General features: G+C 54.5%; 14 protein-coding genes. 4 read left to right on the forward strand and 10 right to left on the reverse strand.

Annotated features, from left to right (window positions below; all coding sequences use genetic code 11):
* Positions 1–4: 4 nt before the first annotated feature.
* The 3 genes from artI to RTX30_RS07530 all read right to left on the reverse strand — a co-directional run bounded on the left by artI (position 5) and on the right by RTX30_RS07530 (position 2,209).
* Entirely contained in the window at positions 5–736 is a 732-nt protein-coding gene (artI, locus tag RTX30_RS07520; protein WP_312688529.1) for an arginine ABC transporter substrate-binding protein ArtI, read from the reverse strand.
* Positions 737–755: 19 nt separating this feature from the next.
* Entirely contained in the window at positions 756–1,484 is a 729-nt protein-coding gene (artP, locus tag RTX30_RS07525) for an arginine ABC transporter ATP-binding protein ArtP (protein ID WP_312688531.1), read from the reverse strand.
* A gap of 209 nt (positions 1,485–1,693) precedes the next feature.
* Positions 1,694–2,209, reverse strand: a complete 516-nt coding sequence (locus tag RTX30_RS07530; protein WP_312688533.1) for a lipoprotein — start codon at positions 2,207–2,209, stop codon at positions 1,694–1,696.
* A gap of 102 nt (positions 2,210–2,311) precedes the next feature.
* Here RTX30_RS07530 and RTX30_RS07535 point away from each other — a divergent pair, with 102 nt between their 5' ends.
* The 3 genes from RTX30_RS07535 to RTX30_RS07545 are packed head-to-tail and all read left to right on the forward strand — an operon-like array spanning position 2,312 to position 4,058.
* Positions 2,312–2,635 (forward strand): heavy metal-binding domain-containing protein, encoded by a 324-nt coding sequence (locus RTX30_RS07535; protein WP_312688534.1) that lies wholly within the window; start codon positions 2,312–2,314, stop codon positions 2,633–2,635.
* Positions 2,632–3,462, forward strand: coding sequence for an N-acetylmuramoyl-L-alanine amidase (locus RTX30_RS07540; protein ID WP_312688536.1), 831 nt, complete (start codon positions 2,632–2,634; stop codon positions 3,460–3,462). The genes RTX30_RS07535 and RTX30_RS07540 overlap by 4 nt, the downstream gene beginning before the upstream one ends.
* 35 nt (positions 3,463–3,497) lie before the next feature.
* Positions 3,498–4,058 (forward strand): WG repeat-containing protein, encoded by a 561-nt coding sequence (locus tag RTX30_RS07545; protein ID WP_312688538.1) that lies wholly within the window; start codon positions 3,498–3,500, stop codon positions 4,056–4,058.
* 6 nt (positions 4,059–4,064) lie between these two features.
* Here RTX30_RS07545 and RTX30_RS07550 read toward each other — a convergent pair whose 3' ends face one another.
* The 4 genes from RTX30_RS07550 to poxB all read right to left on the reverse strand — a co-directional run bounded on the left by RTX30_RS07550 (position 4,065) and on the right by poxB (position 9,373).
* Positions 4,065–5,078 (reverse strand): NAD(P)-dependent oxidoreductase, encoded by a 1,014-nt coding sequence (locus RTX30_RS07550; RefSeq protein ID WP_312688539.1) that lies wholly within the window; start codon positions 5,076–5,078, stop codon positions 4,065–4,067.
* A 94-nt stretch (positions 5,079–5,172) separates the two neighbouring features.
* Positions 5,173–6,609, reverse strand: coding sequence for a DUF2867 domain-containing protein (locus tag RTX30_RS07555; protein WP_312688752.1), 1,437 nt, complete (start codon positions 6,607–6,609; stop codon positions 5,173–5,175).
* A gap of 10 nt (positions 6,610–6,619) precedes the next feature.
* Positions 6,620–7,618 (reverse strand): low-specificity L-threonine aldolase, encoded by a 999-nt coding sequence (ltaE, locus tag RTX30_RS07560; RefSeq protein WP_312688540.1) that lies wholly within the window; start codon positions 7,616–7,618, stop codon positions 6,620–6,622.
* 36 nt (positions 7,619–7,654) lie between these two features.
* Positions 7,655–9,373, reverse strand: coding sequence for a ubiquinone-dependent pyruvate dehydrogenase (gene poxB, locus RTX30_RS07565; protein WP_312688541.1), 1,719 nt, complete (start codon positions 9,371–9,373; stop codon positions 7,655–7,657).
* Between the two features lie 153 nt (positions 9,374–9,526).
* Here poxB and RTX30_RS07570 point away from each other — a divergent pair, with 153 nt between their 5' ends.
* Positions 9,527–9,955, forward strand: coding sequence for a DoxX family protein (locus RTX30_RS07570; RefSeq protein ID WP_312688542.1), 429 nt, complete (start codon positions 9,527–9,529; stop codon positions 9,953–9,955).
* Between the two features lie 87 nt (positions 9,956–10,042).
* On the opposite strand, the gene hcr is transcribed toward RTX30_RS07570, so the two are convergent.
* From hcr to RTX30_RS07585, 3 genes are all read right to left on the reverse strand, one after another.
* Entirely contained in the window at positions 10,043–11,011 is a 969-nt protein-coding gene (gene hcr / locus RTX30_RS07575; RefSeq protein ID WP_312688543.1) for an NADH oxidoreductase, read from the reverse strand.
* Between the two features lie 10 nt (positions 11,012–11,021).
* Complete coding sequence (hcp, locus tag RTX30_RS07580) at positions 11,022–12,674, reverse strand: hydroxylamine reductase (protein ID WP_312688544.1); 1,653 nt, start codon at positions 12,672–12,674, stop codon at positions 11,022–11,024.
* A 150-nt stretch (positions 12,675–12,824) separates the two neighbouring features.
* On the reverse strand, positions 12,825–13,724 hold the full coding sequence (locus RTX30_RS07585; RefSeq protein WP_312688545.1) for a lysine exporter LysO family protein: 900 nt from the start codon (positions 13,722–13,724) through the stop codon (positions 12,825–12,827).
* Positions 13,725–13,879 lie beyond the last annotated feature (155 nt).

Below are 13,879 nucleotides of genomic sequence, written 5' to 3' on the forward strand. Positions count from 1 at the left end.
AGTATTACTTCTGGAACCATTTGTTATAGATGGTCTGGTAAGTCCCATCTTTCTTCACTTTTTCCAGCGCAGTGTTGAATTTCTGCTGCAGTTCAGTGTTGCCCTGACGTACGGCGATACCTAAACCGGTGCCGAAGTACTCTTTATCAGTCACTTTGTCGCCTACTGCAGCCAGTTTGGCATCTGCTTTCAGCCACTCGGTCACTACGGCGGTGTCACCAAATACCGCATCAATACGACCGTTTTGTAGGTCGAGACGGGCGTTCTGATAGCTGTCGTAAGGTACGGTGGTAATTTCCGGGTGCTTATCGTTAATGAATTTCTGATGCGTGGTGCCGTTTTGTACGCCAACACGTTTGCCTTTCAGCTGGTCGATGCCGGTGAACTTGCCCTGCTGGCCAACAAACAGCGCAGAGTTGTCATAGTACGGGGTGGTGAACAGTACCTGTTTTTCACGCTCCGGGGTGATATCCATGCCCGCCATCACTGCGTCGAAACGACGGAATTTCAGGCTGGGGATCAGGCTGTCAAATGCCTGGTTGGTAAAAGTACAGGTAGCGTCGATCTCTTTACACAGCGCGTTAGCCAGATCCACGTCAAAACCGACGATTTTGTTGTTGGCGTCTGTGGATTCAAACGGAGGGTAGCTCGCTTCGGTCGCGAAGCGGATGGTCTGGGCTGCGGTAGCGCTAAGGCTGATGCTTGCAAGTAGCGCGGCGATCAGTACTTTTTTCATTGTCATTATTCCCGATTCTTCAGTGAGATAGGTAGTATTTAAACGCGTCGGTCTGCGGCGCGGCAAAGCAGCCCGCATCCCCTTGCTCAACAATGTGACCGTTTTCCATATACACCACGCGGCTGGCTGTCTTGCGCGCCACTTCCACTTCGTGGGTCACAATAACCTGAGTAATCCCGGTTTCTGCCAGTTCACGAATGATGCTGACGATCTGTGCGGTGATTTCCGGATCGAGCGCTGCGGTGGGTTCATCAAACAGCAGAACCTGCGGTTCCATCATCAGCGCACGGGCAATCGCCACACGCTGTTGCTGCCCGCCAGATAAATGCAGCGGATAGCGATCGCTATAGGGCGTAAGGCGTAAACGTTCCAGCAGCTTTTCGGCACGCGCCAGTGCCTGATCTTTGCTTAAACCGAGCACGCGGCACGGTGCTTCAATCAGGTTTTGCTGCACGGTCAGATGCGGCCAGAGATTGTATTGCTGAAACACCATACCCACATTCTGGCGCAATTCACGGATCGCTTTATCTGACGGGGTTTTGGCAAAATCGAACTGATTACCGGCAATGCTTAACTGGCCGGAACGCGGCATTTCCAGCAGGTTGAGTACGCGCAACAGCGAACTTTTACCCGCACCGCTTGGGCCGAGCAGCACCAGGGTCTCGCCCTGAGGGCAATCCAGTGTGATATCGAACAGCGCCTGGTGCGCGCCATAAAAGCAATTGATGCTGTTTAATTTAATACTCATCGAAGCAGTCTGATAGCAATTGAGGCCGCAAATAGTAACGTTGACAGAATAGTTATGCAATATTTGTGCGTTAAAACTTAAAAATAAACCAAGTTCATACATAAAGTTAGCACAAAATACCGGGGCGGGAGGGAACCAGGCATAAATGTCGGCATTCGTCGCGGAATGCCAGACATTTTGCGGGGATTATTTATTCAGCTTGCATACAGTCACCGATGGGCAAGGGACTGGCGCAGCGTGCCTGATGGAGCATTGATCTTACCGCCCAAATAGCGCACATCATCCACTGCCCAGCACTGGCCTTCACGGATCATCAGCACTTCATCTTGCCACTGCTGGCTGCCCTGGCTCAGCGTGACGCGCAGGGGAATATTTCGTGCATCGGTATTCGGCATGCTCGACGCGCTGGCGACATTCGCCCCGGTTGGCGCAACACTGTGGCTGGAGAACGGGTCAGCTTTCAGTAATGCAGCGTTACGCGTGTCGCGGCTGGCATCGGCGAGTGTTTTAGCGAGCGAGTCGCTCAGGTAGGGACGCAGCGCGTCCAGGTTGCTGTTGGGATGGGCAATACGGTAGTCGTAAAATTGTTGCGCGACACTATCGGGGCCGCCTTCAACACACGGGCCGCTACGAGTACCAATATCCTTAAATGCCGGTGTGACAGTGGTACAGGCGCTCAATAACAGCGCGCAGGGCATTACAACAGACAAAACGGAATAGCGCATGATGATTTCCTTATTTCTCTTAAGATGTCACTCCCTTTCAAGAATAGTGTATTGATCTGATAATGTGTGTCGTAACGCACTGATGACTAAAAGGAGAAGACGATGCAATTTTCCACAACGCCAACCCTCGAAGGGCAACCAATCTTTGAATACTGCGGTGTGGTCACCGGGGAAGCCATTCTCGGGGCGAATATTTTTCGCGACTTCTTTGCTGGCATCCGCGACATCGTCGGCGGGCGCGCCGGATCGTATGAAAAAGAGCTGCGCAAAGCGCGGGAAATTGCCTTCCACGAACTCGGTGAGCAGGCCAAAGCGCTGGGAGCAAATGCGGTCGTCGGTATTGATATTGATTATGAAACTGTCGGCAAAGACGGCAGTATGTTAATGGTCAGCGTCAGTGGTACGGCGGTGAAAACGCGCCCATGAAAAGAGGGATAGTCATACTGCTGGCGTGGCTGCTGGTGGGATGCGCGAGCGAAAAAGGCATTATTGATAAAGCCCATTACCAGCTTGATACCCGACGGCAGGCACAGGCGGCTTACCCCCGGGTAAAAGTGCTGGTTATTCACTACACGGCAGACGATTTTGATGTATCACTGGCCACACTCACCGATAAACAGGTCAGTTCGCACTATTTGATCCCGGCCAGCCCGCCGCGCCATGGCGGAAAACCGAGGATCTGGCAACTTGTGCCGGAGCAGGATCTTGCCTGGCATGCTGGCGTCAGCTTCTGGCGAGGGGCAACGCGGATTAACGATACCTCCATCGGTATTGAACTGGAGAATCGCGGCTGGCGTAACACTCCGCAAGGAAAACAATTCGCGCCTTTTGCGCCAGCGCAAATTACTGCGTTGATTCCACTGGTAAAAGATATTGTTGCGCGCTACAACATTGCCCCGCAAAACGTGGTAGCGCATGCGGATATTGCCCCGCAGCGTAAAGACGATCCGGGGCCACTGTTCCCCTGGCAGGCACTTGCTGTTCAGGGCATCGGGGCCTGGCCGGATCGAGAGCGCGTGGCGTTTTATCTGCAAGGGCGTCCGCCGTATCAGGCTGTTGATAACGCTTTGTTGCTCGATTTACTGGCGCGCTATGGCTATGAGGTCAAACCGCAAATGACGCTGGAGCAACAGAAACGGGTGATCATGGCGTTTCAAATGCATTTCCGCCCTGCATTGTGGAATGGGATGGCGGATGCCGAGAGTGTGGCGATTGCCGAAGCATTACTGGAAAAATATGGGCAGGCGGGATAACCGCTGCAGGTTTATTAATGACGAGGTCAACGCACATGATGTGTCGCATCATCACCGGCATGCTCCTGATGGCGGCTTTTTCAACGCAGGCTGCGCTGAAGCCGGTGTACGGTTGTTCTTACTGGAATAAAAAAACCGACACACTGGAAAAGCTCGACAAATGCGCAGCAGTAAAAGAGGGCAAACTGGTGTTCTTGCCGGATCTGTTCGCCAAAAGCCACGATGTGGATGGTATGTCGTGGGTCGGGTTATATGATTACACGCGCGATGCGCAATTGCCGGATGCGGATTATTACGTGCGTTCCGCGGATAATTACCTGTCAGTGGTTCACTTTGATAACGGTCCGGACTGGTTTGTCGAAGGGCTGGTGCGCTCCCGGCAGAATGGCAAAGTTGGCTACTGGGATGACACGTTTCGCAACCGGATTGCACCGCAGTTCGATTATGCCTGGCAGTTTAATGCGGGAAAAGCGCTGGTCTGCAATGGCTGCGCGCCGCAAAAGGATGGCGAGCACGTAGCTCTGATGGGCGGTCAATGGTTCTACATTGATAAAAACGGCCAGCGCGTCTCTGAAATCAAGTCAGGGCCGTTTTAACCCGTCTTAGCGGTGCAACGTGCCGTGGTCTTTTAGCCAGTACGCCGTGCGTTCAATGCCTTCATCCAGCGTGACAATCGGCGTATAACCCAGCTCTTCTTTGGCTCGGGAGATGTCCAGCGTAAAGTCGAAATTGAGTTTCGACACGCCATAGTGAGTAAAGGCCGGCTCTTTCGAACGCTTATCGCCGAAGTGCTCCATACTGCGTGCCACCATATCCAGCATCGCATAGGGAACCGAACGGATACGGCAGTGAATATTCAGCTCATCAATCAACTTCTGCACAATGCTGCGTAGCGAGCGTGGTTCACCGTTGGTGATATTATATGCGCGCCCGGATGGCAGGTTGTCGCAATGTTGCTGGCTCGCCAGCCACATCGCATGTACCGCATTTTCGTAGTAGGTCATATCCACCAGCGCATCGCCGCCACGGGGCAGTAATACGCTGCGGTAGTGGTGCATCATTTGCGCCAGACGGGGAATAAACACTTTGTCGTGCGGGCCAAAGAGACTTTGCGGGCGCAAAACAGTAAAGCGGGTGTTGGGGTTGGCCTGAGCGAGCAGATCGATCACTTCTTCTCCGGCTGCTTTGCTGCGTGCGAATTCGTTAGCAAAGCGAACAGGGCGAAACGTCTCCTGAATATCCCGGTGGTGATGATAATCAAAATAGAGTGAAGGGGAGGAGATATGAATGAAGTTCCGCACTCCCCACGCCACCGCCCATTCACCCAGGCGACGGGTGGCACGCACATTGGCGAGATCAAAGGCTTGCTGAGTGCCCCACGGCGAAGTAAAGCTGGAGCAGTGCCACAGCGTGTCGATTCCGGCGAGCATCACCTTGGCCTGCGATGAGACCAGCTCGGTCAGATCTGCATGCACAAACTCCGCGCCCATTTTGCTCAGCAACTTGCCCATGGCTTCGTTGCGGCCAGTTGCCCGGACGCTGATACCTTTTTGACGGAGATATTCGACCGCGTTTCGGCCTAAACCGCTGGTGGCGCCCGTGACCAGAACCTTCATATCAATCCACTAGTTTGAATGGCATTTATCGCGCGCATTCTTCCGTGAATTACGCCGCTATGCAATGGGATTGATGAAAGAAAAACGGTTAACGTCAGACTTTTTCTGCATTTTGTTCTGCCAGACGGGCAATTTTTTGCGCCATCCCACGAAAAATGAACAGGTGCGCCGGGAACATCGCCAGCCAGTAGCCCAGCCCTGGCATACCGTGTGGATGCCACCAGGCGCGGACATCCAGTAGCCGGTAATCACCTTTGTCGGTAAGGGTAAAACAGAGCCGTCCCAGACCGGGCGCTTTCATGCCAAACAACAACGCCAGTTGTTCCTCGGGTTCGACGATGATCACTTTCCAACTGTCTACCGCGTCGCCAGTCTGTAAATATGCCCGATCCGGGCGGCCACGCGGCAGTTTATGGCCAGCCAGGTGATCCAGCGCGGCACGCGCCTGCCACAGTAAATTGCCAAAAAAGTAACGCTCTTTACCGCCGATCCGGTTTACCACGTCCCATAATGCGCTCAGGCTGGCGCGGGTTTGTACCGTATAACCCGCCTGTTTGGGGTAATAACCATACTGCGGGCGCCAGCGGGAAAATGCCTGCGGGTCATAGCCCCAGTCGCTGGAGTTGACCAGTTTTTCCTCTTCCTGCAGCGTGCGCCGAACCGCGTCATCAAATGGGATCAGCGTTTGAGGGATCAGGCGACGCAGGGCGCGGTCGTCCGCCAGCAGATCGTGCTTAAGCCCCTGGATCAGGGCTTTCGCTATGGAGGGCGGCACCGAGGTGATCAGATGCAAAAACCAAACGGAAATGAGCCGTGTCGGCAGCGGGATGGGGATCAGCGGACGGTGTACACCACTGACGGCCATAAAATGGGCGAACTGATGCTGATAACTCAGCACGTCTGGCCCGGCAGCTTCAAAGACGCGGTGTTCCGGGGCCGGGTGGTTAAGTAACGCCAGCAGATAATAGAGCAGATTTTCCAGCGCAATCGGCGTGGTACGTGAACGTACCCAACGCGGCGGCGTCAGCACCGGCAGGTTAAAAACCATATCACGCATGACTTCGAACGCTGCCGAGCCCGCACCAACAATGATCCCGGCTCGCAGCTCGGTGACCGGCGTACCCGCTGCCCGCAGCAGATCGCCAGTATATTGTCGGGCCAGTAAATGATCGGAATCTGTCGCGCCCGGGGCCTGCAATGAGCTGAGGTAAATCACCTGCTTAACCGGCGTTTCCCGTAGCGCATCACGCACATTGAGGGCAATTTGCCGCTCATGTGCTACCAAGTCGCCACGTTCACCCATGCTGTGCACCAGATAGTAGAGCGTATCGACATCCTGTAACAGTGCGGGCAGCTCTTGTGGCCAGTAGAGATCAACACAGTGAAAACTCACCCCCGGCAATGACTGTTTTTGTAACCGGTTCAGGCGTCTCGCCACCGCTTTCACGTGATGGCCCTGCTGACTCAGCGCAGTGACCAGCCGTTGCCCAATATAACCGCTGGCGCCCAGCACCAGGATCCGCTGCGCCACATGCTGCTCCTTAACGTTGTAAAAAGGCTTGCCAGTGGCGAACGACGTCTGCCAGTTGCTGACGATCCACATCAAGATGGGTTACCAGTCGCACGACGGAAGAGGCGTTAATCAGGACGCCGCGTTCGCGCATAAACGCGCCCAGCGCCTTCGCCGGCTCGCCCACGCGGATAAACAGCATATTCGTGTCATGGCGCATGACATCCGCGCCGATCTCGCGCAGCTGTGCGGCCAGCCAGGCGGCGTTCTGATGATCGTCTTTCAGACGGGCAACGTTGTGTTTCAGAGCATACAGCCCCGCTGCCGCAAGGAAACCTGCCTGACGCATCCCGCCGCCGGTCATTTTACGCCAGCGAAGCGCACGGGCAATAAAGACGTTGTCGCCAAGCAACAGTGAGCCGACCGGTGTACCGAGGCCTTTCGACAGGCAAATCGTGAACGAGTCACAATATTGTGCAATGTCTTTTAGCGCGCAGTCATACTCTACCAGGGCATTGAAGATACGTGCGCCGTCAACGTGCAGCGCCAGCCCGCGTTCACGGGTAAATTCCCATGCCTGTTGCAGGTAGTCGCGCGGCAACACTTTGCCATTATGGGTGTTTTCCAGACTGAGTAATTTGGTGCGGGCGAAATGGATATCATCGGCTTTGATTTTGGCAGCGACTTTATCCAGCGGCAGCGTACCATCAGCGGCGGCATCAATCGGCTGCGGCTGAATACTGCCCAGCACTGCGGCACCGCCCGCCTCATAGAGATAGTTATGCGCGCCCTGGCCGACAATGTACTCTTCTCCGCGTTCGCAATGGCTGAGCAGGGCAACCAGATTGGCCTGGGTACCGGTCGGCAGAAACAGGGCAGCTTCTTTGCCACTGAGTTCTGCGGCATAACGTTGCAGTTCATTCACCGTCGGGTCATCCCCGTACACATCATCCCCGACCGGCGCGGCCATCATCTGTTCGAGCATGGCGCGCCCCGGGCGGGTGACGGTATCACTGCGTAAATCAATCACGGCATTTCCTTATCTTACGATGGGTCATGCCTCTTTTTACCTGAGCCAGTTGGTTTTCGCCAGTTCGATCACTTCATCGCCGCGGCCGCTAATAATGGCGCGCATCATATACAGGCTAAAGCCTTTGGCCTGCTCCAGTTTGATTTGCGGCGGGATCGCCAGCTCTTCTTTCGCGACGGTAACATCCACCAGTACCGGGCCATCCGTAGCAAAGGCCCGTTGCAGCGCATCATCCACGTCGGCGGAGGACTCCACGCGAATGCCTGGAATACCGCAAGCCTCGGCGATGCGGGCAAAGTTGGTGTCGTGCAGTTCCGTGCCATCGGTCAGGTAACCGCCTGCTTTCATCTCCATAGCCACAAACCCCAGCACGCTGTTATTAAAGACGATGATTTTCAGGGGCAATTTCATCTGTACCACTGAGAGAAAATCGCCCATCAGCATACTGAAGCCGCCATCACCGCACAGCGCCACCACTTGTCTTTCGGGATGGGTGGCCTGCGCACCCAGCGCTTGCGGCATCGCATTGGCCATGGAGCCGTGGTTAAACGAGCCCAGCAGGCGGCGTTTGCCATTCATTTTCAGGTAGCGAGCCGCCCATACGGTTGGCGTGCCAACATCACAGGTAAAAATGGCGTCATCATCGGCGAAGCGACTAATCTGCTGGGCCAGATATTGCGGGTGAATCGCTTTATCGCTCGGTTTGGCCAGTTCGTCCAGGCCTTTCCGTGCCTCACGATAGTCAGACAGCGCCTTATCCAGGAAGCGGCGATCGGTTTTTGCTTCCAGCAAGGGTAACAGGGCAGCAAGCGTGGCTTTGATATCACCGACCAGCGCCATATCGACTTTGCTGTGCGCACCGATACTGCCAGGATTAATGTCGATCTGAATAATTTTTGCGTCGGTAGGGTAAAAAGCGCGGTAAGGGAACTGTGTGCCCAGCAGCACTAAGGTGTCGGCGTTCATCATGGTATGGAACCCGGACGAGAAGCCAATCAACCCGGTCATGCCCACATCGTAAGGGTTGTCATACTCCACATGTTCTTTACCGCGCATGGCGTGCACAATCGGCGCATTCAGTTTGCCGGCAAAGGCCAGCAATTCCTCATGCGCGCCCGCACAGCCACTCCCGCACATCAGCGCGATATTGCTCGAATAGCGCAACAGTTGCGCCAGTTTTTTCAGTTCTTCTTCTGTAGGGGTAACGACGGGTTGCGGTGCGCTGTACCAATTGCTGCTGGCAGATTCGGGGGCGGGCTTGAGCGCCACGTCGCCGGGCAGCACAATCACGGACACCCCTTTATTGAGTACCGCGTTGCGCATGGCAATCGCCAGTACCTGCGGGATCTGCTCCGGGGTGGAAACCAGTTCGCAATAATGACTGCATTCGCGAAACAGCTCCTGTGGGTGGGTTTCCTGAAAATAACCGCTACCAATTTCGCTGGAGGGAATATGCGCCGCGATAGCCAGCACCGGAACATGGTTGCGGTGGCAATCAAACAGACCGTTGATCAGATGCAGGTTGCCTGGCCCGCAGGAGCCGGCACACACTGCCAGTTCGCCGGTAAGCTGCGCCTCTGCCCCGGCGGCAAACGCGGCCACTTCCTCATGGCGTGTCGGCATCCAGTTGATGGTGCCCATGCGATTGAGACTGTCGCTCAGGCCATTAAGGGAGTCTCCAGTCACGCCCCAAATTCGTTTTACGCCGGCCTGTTCCAGCGTTTTGGCGATATACGCTGCCACTGTCTGTTTCATTTAACGCGCTCCTTTTTGTGATCTTGCTTACAAGCTTAGACAATGAATGCGTGACAGTGAGAGATTGCGCTGACCCTGAATAAAACAGGGGTTTATTTTTCTTACAGTTCGGAATATTCTGACAATGGTCGATGAAAACAGGAATCATTTCAAATGGTTAAATCATTGTTAAACTCAGTTAATAATATGTTTTCGCATGAGGATTTCGGCAAGTTATTGCTGCGCTTGCTGGTGGGCGGCTTAATGTTATTCCACGGTCTGCACAAGTTAATCGGCGGTATTGATGGCATCGCCGGTATGCTGGCAGCAAAAGGGATCCCGGGCTTTGTGGCTTATGGCGTGCTGGTGGGTGAAGTGCTGTGTCCGATCCTGCTCATTCTTGGCGTGTTTACCCGCCCGTCAGCGCTGGTGCTGGCGTTTACCATGGTGGTGGCCTGGTTACTGGTTGGGATAGGCAAAACCGGGACGCTGGATGCAACCGGCGCGTGGGCTATTGAAAGTATTGTTTATTTCTTTATCGGGGCACTGGTTGTTGCGTTTATTGGCGCAGGCCGTTATTCCGTGGCGCCAGCCTGGAAGTAGTGCGAACCCGCACATCTTTGTTAACGCTGATCACACGTCATAAAAAAACGCCCTTCATTATAAAGGGCGTTTTGCTTTATCAATGCCTTACGCCAGCACCAAATCCCCTTGTGGGTGGCAGGAGCACGCCAGCACATAGCCGTCGGCAATCTCCTGTTCTGTCAGTGTCATCGTGCTGCTCACGGTATACTCGCCGGAGATCACCTGCGTTTTACAGCAACCGCAAACGCCCGCGCGGCAGGCGGCAACCACCGGCATTTTATTGCTTTCCAGCGCCTCCAGCAGGGAGCTACCGACGGGGGCATAAAACGTTTTCAGCGGAGAAAGCTTGCTGAATTTCAGCCCGCTTGTTGCGGCTTCTGCCACCGGCGTAAAGAATTTTTCTTTAAAGAAATATTTCACGCCCAGCGCTTTCACTTCTTGTTCAACCCAGTCCATATAAGGCGCCGGGCCGCAGGTCATGACAGTGCGTTGTGCCAGGTCCGGCACACAGGTAAGCAGTTCACGGCTCAGACGGCCAGCGGCAAAGCCGGTGGTCGCATTGTTTTCTGCCACCAGCGTGACCGGATAATCACGCCATTCGTCGGCAAAAATCACATCTTCCGGCGAACGCACATTGAAAATGACCTGAACATCCGCGTGCGGGCGGTTTTTCGCCAGCCACCGGCGCATGGACATAATTGGTGTCACGCCGCACCCTGCCGCCAGCAGCAACAGCTTATCGTTTGGCTTATCGTCGCAGGTAAAATCCCCCTGCGCGGCAGAAAGCCACAGATAATCGCCGCGTTTCACCTCTCGTGTCAGCCATTGCGAGCCTGCGCCATCATCAATACGACGTACGGTCAGCGTAATGTATTCGCTCACGCCCGGCGTGGATGAAAGGGTATAAGCACGGAGCGTTTCCGCGCTGTTGCGAATGCTCACCAGCGCGTATTGCCCGGCACGGTACGGGTAGTAATCATGGCACAGCAGCGACAACGTCCAGACATCCGGCGTTTCCTGCCGGATGTGGTGAACCTGCATACGCCATGGGCATTGAGGGGTTGGCATGGTCATCGTTAACTCCTTACGCGCTCAGCAACTGCTGCATATCCTGTTCAACGGTCGTTACCTGGCGCAGGCCGAATTTTTCGTTCAGCACCGCCAGCAGATCCGGTGTCAGGAAGCCAGGTGCGGTCGGGCCGGTAACAATGTTGGTGACGCCAAGTGAGAGCAACGTCAGCAAAATGACAATTGCCTTTTGTTCGAACCAGGAGAGCACCAGCGACAGCGGCAGATCGTTGACGCCGCAGCCCAGTTTCTCTGCCAGCGTTACTGCGAGAATAATCGCAGAGTAGGCGTCGTTGCACTGACCGGCATCGATCAGGCGCGGCAGCCCTTCAATGTTGCCGAAGTCGAGCTTGTTAAAGCGATATTTACCGCACGCCAGTGTCAGGATCAGGCAGTCGTCCGGCACCTGGGTGGCAAAGTCTGTGAAGTAGTTACGTTCACCGCGCGCGCCGTCACACCCGCCCACCAGGAAGACGTGACGCAGTTTTTCGCGGCTTACCAGATCGATCAACGAATCCACCGCGCCGAGCAGGGTCTGGCGGCCAAAACCGACGGTGATCAGATGTTCGATTTCGCTGAACGGGAAACCTGCCATTTGCTGTGCCTGATTAATCACCGGCGCGAAATCGTCACCTTCCAGGTGGTTCACGCCCGGCCAGCCGACAATGCTGCGGGTCCAGATACGATCGTCATACGCGCCAACGGTCGGATCGATAATGCAGTTAGAAGTCATCACAATCGGGCCAGGGAAGCGGGCAAATTCTACTTGCTGGTTCTGCCAGCCGCTGCCGTAGTTACCGACCAGATGTTTAAATTTACGCAGTTCCGGGTAACCATGCGCCGGTAACATTTCGCCATGGGTATAGACGTTAACGCCGGTGCCTTCGGTTTGTTGCAACAGATTGTAGAGATCTTTCAGGTCATGGCCGGAAATCAAAATGCACTTACCGGCAACCGCTTTAACATTCACCTGGGTTGGCGTCGGGTGACCATACATGCTGGTTTCACCCGCGTCGAGAATACTCATCACGCTGAAGTTCATCTGGCCAATTTCCATTGAACATTCCAGCAGCGCGTTCATATCGGCAGGCCAGGTTCCCAGCCATGCCATAATTTTGTGGTAACGCGCGTAGATATCATTGTCGTACTGCCCGAGAACATGGGCATGTTCCATATAAGCCGCAGCACCTTTCAGACCATACAGGCATAGCAGACGCAGGCCGAGAATATTTTCGCCAATCGCGGCTTTATCTTTGTTCGGGGTAAATTCGGTGGCCTGACGTTGCAGTTCACCCAGATCGTCGCTTACCAGTTGCAGGTCGGCCATCGGGTTGTTCACGCTGGCCTGGGGATCGATCGCGAGGCAGAGCGCTTTCAGCGCCTCACGTTTGGCAATCGCCTCACGGGCATAACCCACAATACGCGGGGAATCGAAGTTGACATTGGTCAGCGTAGAGAAGAACGCACGCGGAGCGAAGCTATCAACCTCATGGTCGATCAGGTCGTAATCGCGGGCTTTGCTGGCCCAGGCGGAGAGCCCCTGTAACGCGGCAATCAGCAAATCCTGAAGGTCGGAGGTTTCGGCGGTTTTACCGCACATCCCCTGCGCATACGCACAGCCATTTCCTGCCGGGGTTCGGATGGTTTGTTCACATTGCACACAGAACATGGTCACACCTATATTATGTTAAAGTTATATTTGAAATACATGTTTAAGATTATGCTGGCGTGCGGAGGCTTAAAAGGTCTTTTGTGTGCAAATTAAGGGGAGATTGATTTAGCGCAAGTTTAGCGGCAGAGATCTACCGCCAAAGAGGTATCAGGCAGAGAAGAAGGCCATCAATAATGGCACCAGCAGACTGAGCACAAAGCCATGCACAATGGCTGCGGGCACCAGTTCCAGCCCACCCGAACGCTGCAGCACGGGTAAGGTAAAGTCCATAGAGGTGGCGCCGCACAAACCCAGCGCTGTGGAGCGACTGCGGCGAACAAGTCCAGGGATTAACATAATGGCGATCAATTCACGCGCCAGATCGGTAAAGAACGCGGCGCTGCCAATGACCGGGCCAAAGGATTCTGTTAACAAAATACCGGATAGCGAATACCAGCCAAACCCGGAGGCCATTGCCAGACCGGTTTTCATTGGCAGTCCTAACAGCAAGGCGTTGATCACGCCGCCCGCCAGTGAACTGACAACAACGACCACTGAGATAATCATGCCACGGCGATTCAGGACAATCTGTTTCAGCGTCATACCGCTGTTACGCAGCTGAAGGCCCACTAAAAACAGCAGGAAAATCAATGTATATTCACTGGCTTCAGTCGCGTGCTCTAAAAAGGCCAGCCCGCTAAGACCGAGGGCGAAACCGAGCATCACCACGCCGCAAAGGCGCAGGGATTCCAGCGCCATGGCAATGCGTGAGGGCAGCTTTTCCTGCTGATGCTGGTGTTGCCAGGGCAGGGATCGTTCCAGCCACAGCAACGCGGTCGCATTACACAACAGGATCACCGTTACGCTCACGGCACTGTAATGAAAAATAGACAGCAGGTTGCTGCTGAGGTTATCCAGAAACGCGAGGCTAATACCCATAAAAAACAGGATCAAATAAACAATCCAGCTCAATAATTTATTAATCCAATGCAGGGTGGTGCGGTGGCGCAGCGGAATAAGATAGCCGCCAATCAACGGCAGAAGAATAATTAACAATCCTGAAAGCATGAACAGCCCGAATCCTTGCAAAATGTAACACTCGGGTAACACACTACCGAATGGTGTGAAATGAGTAAAGCAGCGAAAAGCGAGCAAGATTATGCACATTAGCTTCGCTTACTTCGCGCCAGTGAGAAAAAGGCGATCGTCGTTTTCCTGCAGCG

This window comes from Kosakonia sp. (assembly GCF_032052965.1).
Taxonomy (GTDB): domain Bacteria; phylum Pseudomonadota; class Gammaproteobacteria; order Enterobacterales; family Enterobacteriaceae; genus Kosakonia.

Coding starts and splice junctions, on each gene's coding strand:
- artP (WP_312688531.1), bottom strand. CDS start 1,484: ATGAGTATTAAATTAAACAGCATCAATTGCTTTTATGGCGCGCACCAG.
- RTX30_RS07550 (WP_312688539.1), bottom strand. CDS start 5,078: ATGAAGGTTCTGGTCACGGGCGCCACCAGCGGTTTAGGCCGAAACGCG.
- hcp (WP_312688544.1), bottom strand. CDS start 12,674: ATGTTCTGTGTGCAATGTGAACAAACCATCCGAACCCCGGCAGGAAAT.
- RTX30_RS07585 (WP_312688545.1), bottom strand. CDS start 13,724: ATGCTTTCAGGATTGTTAATTATTCTTCTGCCGTTGATTGGCGGCTAT.
- hcr (WP_312688543.1), bottom strand. CDS start 11,011: ATGACCATGCCAACCCCTCAATGCCCATGGCGTATGCAGGTTCACCAC.
- artI (WP_312688529.1), bottom strand. CDS start 736: ATGAAAAAAGTACTGATCGCCGCGCTACTTGCAAGCATCAGCCTTAGC.
- RTX30_RS07570 (WP_312688542.1), top strand. CDS start 9,527: ATGGTTAAATCATTGTTAAACTCAGTTAATAATATGTTTTCGCATGAG.
- RTX30_RS07535 (WP_312688534.1), top strand. CDS start 2,312: ATGCAATTTTCCACAACGCCAACCCTCGAAGGGCAACCAATCTTTGAA.
- RTX30_RS07530 (WP_312688533.1), bottom strand. CDS start 2,209: ATGCGCTATTCCGTTTTGTCTGTTGTAATGCCCTGCGCGCTGTTATTG.
- RTX30_RS07545 (WP_312688538.1), top strand. CDS start 3,498: ATGATGTGTCGCATCATCACCGGCATGCTCCTGATGGCGGCTTTTTCA.
- poxB (WP_312688541.1), bottom strand. CDS start 9,373: ATGAAACAGACAGTGGCAGCGTATATCGCCAAAACGCTGGAACAGGCC.
- RTX30_RS07540 (WP_312688536.1), top strand. CDS start 2,632: ATGAAAAGAGGGATAGTCATACTGCTGGCGTGGCTGCTGGTGGGATGC.